1 protein-coding gene and 1 pseudogene are annotated in these 2,451 nt (G+C 44.1%); both read left to right on the plus strand.

Going from position 1 to position 2,451, the window contains the following annotated elements; all coding sequences use genetic code 11:
• Positions 1 to 382: pseudogene (locus RMO35_RS00035) on the plus strand (ATP-dependent Zn protease); the annotation flags it as partial.
• A 106-nt stretch (positions 383 to 488) separates the two neighbouring features.
• Positions 489 to 2,084 (plus strand): FkbM family methyltransferase, encoded by a 1,596-nt coding sequence (locus tag RMO35_RS00040; RefSeq protein ID WP_309737685.1) that lies wholly within the window; start codon positions 489 to 491, stop codon positions 2,082 to 2,084.
• The last annotated feature ends 367 nt before the right edge of the window (positions 2,085 to 2,451 follow it).

Genomic DNA, 2,451 nt, shown 5'->3' on the forward strand with positions numbered 1-2,451 from the left:
ATATACGCTGAGTGCGTGGGAATCTGTCAAAGCCGGACAATCGGCGCAGGGTGGAGTAATGTTTGCCGCACCACCTGTGGATATTTCCAGTCAGTTGCTCCAGAGTTATTGTACGGTATGGATGGCGGGTATTACTGCTGAGAAATTGGTGTACGATCGATCGGAAGGCGGTAGCGAAGATCGTCAAAAACTCAGGGGTGTATTGTTTCTAGCAGGTAAACAGCAGCAAGAAATCGTCCAGCAAGAAAATCTAGCCGCACTCAAAGCCAAAACCCTAATTCAAGCTAATTGGGCAGCTTATCAAGCTTTAGTTGTCTCGATGGGCGAACGTGCTAGTGTTGCCGATTGTTGTCAGACGATCGCAGCACTTACTATATCTTAAATAGCTCAATTCTTAACTAGATTATTATTATAGTAAGATTTAAACCTTACCCTAATAACCTAATTATTAATTATTAATTATCAATTATCAATTATCAATTAACGACATGGCTATTGATTTCGATCCCAAAACTGCTTACTTAGAATATGTCAGACATAATCAAGTCGAAATCTCCCAGACAGCTATCGAGCAACTCACCCATGTCTTGGATAATTGCCAGTGGGAAGAACCGCAGACAGCATTGGATTGGAATAACTTAGCCGTATCAGCGCTAATTTCCGCTCAGAGCTGCGATAACTCTCTCACCCATGGTTTGTATGCCGAAATCGCTTTTGATGCTGTGCAAGTCGGATCGGAATTAAATCAGCACCCACTCTGCTTGGCACATCTAGCCCTGCTCAACTGTATGCTGGGTAACTACAGCGAGGCGGCTCAGATTGCTTTTAGTGCCTTTATTAATAACCTTCAGCCTACCTATACCGAAGCCAAAATTGCACCAGGGATTGTCTATATTCCGCCCCTGACAAGTACGCATATTACCAATGGTCGCAGCGAACAACTGCAAAGAATTTTAAACACAGATAATGGTCACACTCAAGCCATGTTGATGCTATCAGAAGTACTCTGCCGCACGCAAATCGTATTAGACAATCAAACTGGATTGCGGTTGTTGCATCTAATGAATCAACTGATGCCCGATCTAATTTTTCCGAATCTGCGTTTGGGTATTTATAGTATCGGGAATCAGGAGTTAGAAGGATTAGTTTATCTACATCAAGCTAGGGATATTGCCCCAGACTACCCAACAATTTTGCAGTCATTATATCTCGCTTATCTAGATTTAGAACAGCCAGAATCAGCCGAATATTGGCAAAAGATCGGGATAGATTATGCCAGCCAGAGATTAATTAAAATACCGTGGCAATGGACGCAACTGGCGATCGATAGTCCCTGGACTTATATCCCCTTTGATGAGTCGGTAATGGCACTAGCGATCGCGGCTACTCTCCAGAGTCCGACTACGCGCTGTCTCCTCGCTGAAGGGGATTGGTACGAGCGAGAATTAGAGTTTTGGCGACAGTATCTACAACCGGGAATGAACGCGATCGATATCGGTGCCAGCTTTGGGATCTATACATTTAGTGCGGCAGCTAGAGTTGGCATCAATGGGGTGGTGTACGCGATCGAACCATTTGATGAAGCCGTCGATTGTCTGCATGAAACTTGTCGCATCAACCAGATCGAAAATGTCCGCGTATTCAAAAATGCGATCGGCGATCGCGATGGGATGGCAAGACTAATTTTACAATCGAACTGTGAATTTAATTGCCTAGCTTCCAGCGATGACTCGATCGATCCAGGGACAGAAACAGTCGAAGTTCTCTGCATGACCCTCGATACATTTGTGAGCCAAGCTGGCATCGATCGATTAGAGATAATTAAAATTTCAACTGAAGGCAATGAACTCGCAATTCTGACAGGCGGCGAACAAACATTGGCTAGATTTGCGCCGACAATTATTTATAATAGCTACACCACTAAAGGGATCGATCTCGCCGCCGCACAATATTTACTCGATCGCGATTACGAACTATTTCGCTATCAACCCTATCTCCAGCAATTAATTCCCCTAGTAAATGAGTCGGATTTTGCCGAAGTGATGAAAGCGATTGCAATTCCGAAGGTAGGGGGTAGAGGGTAAGAGGTAATGGGTAAAAGGTAAGAGGTAAAAGGTAAAAGGTAAGAGGTAATGAATGGAAATCGGATACAGATGTCTAAATCTTTGGTGATATCTGTAGGTTTAGGTTGTGCATAAGGCAGACTAACGCCAACGGCGCACCGTACCTCGATTAGACTAGAGCAAAAGACTGTCGCACAAGTCACAAGTCACTAAACCTGCGGTACGTCACCCATTACCTTTTACCTTTTACCTCTTACCTTTTACCTTTTACCCCTATTCCCTCACCCCTAACCCCTATCCCCTCTTTTGGTGCATTTTCATATTAAGATGTAGAGTGCTATTGACGTACCCTCAAAGCGGGTGCGACTGGATTATCGTTATTCAAACT

This window comes from Chamaesiphon sp. OTE_20_metabat_361, assembly GCF_031364565.1.